Annotated in this window: 1 protein-coding gene; it reads left to right on the forward strand. The window is 68.8% G+C overall.

The window, feature by feature from the left end; genetic code table 11:
- Positions 1–2,019: DUF3418 domain-containing protein (locus ACO48X_RS11110; protein ID WP_485002145.1), on the forward strand; the 2,019-nt coding region annotated here is incomplete at its 5' end.
- Positions 2,020–2,132: the final 113 nt, after the last annotated feature.

Consider the following 2,132-nt stretch of genomic DNA (forward strand, 5'->3'; position numbering starts at 1 on the left):
GCCAATATTCTCGTGAACCGGCCGCATCCGGGGTCTTTCCCGTGGTGGCCACTCGGCCCCTCCATGTGCACTGCCGAAGTATCGCTGTACGGGATGACGCTCGCTGCGGACAGGCCGGTGCTCCTGGCATCGACCGGCTCGGAGTCTGCCCGCGAGGAAGCCCGCGAGATGTTCATCCTCCACGGGCTGGTCGAAGGCGACTGGCGAACGCACCACGCATTTCTCAAGGACAACGAGCGGGCCCTCGAAGAGGCGCAGGAGCTCGAAGAGAAAATGCGCCGCCGCGGCCTCGTCGCCGGACCCGAAGCCCTCGCCGCCTTTTACGACGAGCGCATCCCCGACTTCGTGGTCTCCGGCCGGCACTTCGACTCCTGGTGGAAAAAGGCCAAACGCGACGATCCCCATCTGCTCGACTTCACCCAAGAGCTCCTGGTGGGAGAGGCCGAGGCCGACGAAAGCGACTATCCCGCCGAATGGCGGCAGGGCGAAATCCGCCTGCCGATCGAATACTCCTTCTCCCCCGGCGCCTACGCCGACGGCGTCACCGTCACCATTCCCGTCACGCTTCTGCCGCAGGTGCGCCCCGAAGGGTTCGACTGGCTCGTTCCAGGAATGCGCGAAGACCTCGTGACGGGGACGATCCGCGCGCTGCCCAAACGCGTGCGCCGCCAACTCGTCCCCGCGCCCGACGTCGCCCGGCAGATCCTCCCGCTTCTGCCTCACTGGGAGGACGTCGCCCACGGGCAGGAGGGCGCGCCAAGCTTCCGCCGGGCCTTCGACGAAGCCGTCTTCCGGCTTCGCGGCTTCTGGATCGACGACGCGGCGTGGGAGGAAGCCCGGCTGCCCGAGCACCTCTCCGTCCTCTTCCGCGTGAAGTCCGAACGCGGCGCCGTGCTCGACGAATCGACGAGCCTCGAAAGGCTCAAGCTGGAACTCGCGCCGCGCACCCGCTCGGCAGTCGAATCCGTGGTCAAAGGCGCCGTCGCGCAGGCTTTGGACGAGGCGCGCTTCCGGCTTGCGGGCGGCGGGGCCGAGGCCGACGGCGGCAGCAGTGCAACCGGCCGCGTCGGCGGACAAACCAGTGCGCGCCCAGCAGAGGGCGCGGCGTTGCCGCTTGGCGAGAGCCTCGAAGGCTGGCCGGAAGCGGCCGGGGGCGTCATTCCGACGTCGGTCGAGACGACTGGCGCCCACGGGATGACGGTGCGCGGCTACCCGGCGCTCGCAGCGGGGGCCGACGGCAAAGTCAGGCTTGACGTCTTGGCCGATCCGGCGCTCCAAGCGCGGGAACATCGCCGCGGGCTCGCAGCTTTGCTGGCGGCGGAGATCGCCCTGCCCGAGGCTCGGATCACGAGCCGCTGGCCGGGGGCTCAAGCGTTGGCGCTCGCGGGGAGCCCGTACCCCGACACGTCCGCCCTGGTCGCGGACGTCCAGTTGGCGTCGGCCCGCAATCTCGCCGCGAAGTGGGCGGCCGAGAACGACCTCGACGTCGCCGACGTCCGAACCCGCAGCCAGTGGGACGAGCTGCGGGCCTGGGCCAAGCAGCGCCACGAGGACGAGGTTTACCGAATCAGCCTCGACGTCGCCGAGATTTGCGCACGGCGGGCCGAGGTCGACAGGTGGATAGCCGAGAGCCGTTCGCCCGCGCTGCTGGCCACCCTCGCCGACGTCAAGGAGCAGATGGCGAATCTCGTTCCGTCGGGTTTCGTCTCCCGCACGCCCGCCGCCAGGCTGCCGCACATCGAGCGCTACCTCCGGGCTGCGTACATCCGCATCCAGAAGGCCGCCACGAATCCCTCCGGGGACGACGCGCTGGCCTGGCAGATTCAAGACGTGAACGACAAGGTCGAAGCCGCTCAGGCCGCCGCCGCTTCACGCGCCTACGATCCAAGCGCCGCAGCGGCCTTGGACGAGGCCCGCTGGATGGTCGAAGAGCTTCGGGTCTCCCTTTTCGCCCAGCAGCTCGGTACGAACGGCAAGGTTTCGGCCAAGCGCATCGCCAAGGTCCTCGCGCGGGCTTGACCTTAACCTATCGGTTCCTCGCATCGGTAGGCGTTCCTCTGGGGGTAACGATCGGCGGGGGTGCGGAGGTACAGTTTCAGCTGCCCGGCGTTCGGGGTCTCCGTTGTACTGAA

The organism is Peptidiphaga sp., from assembly GCF_057238965.1.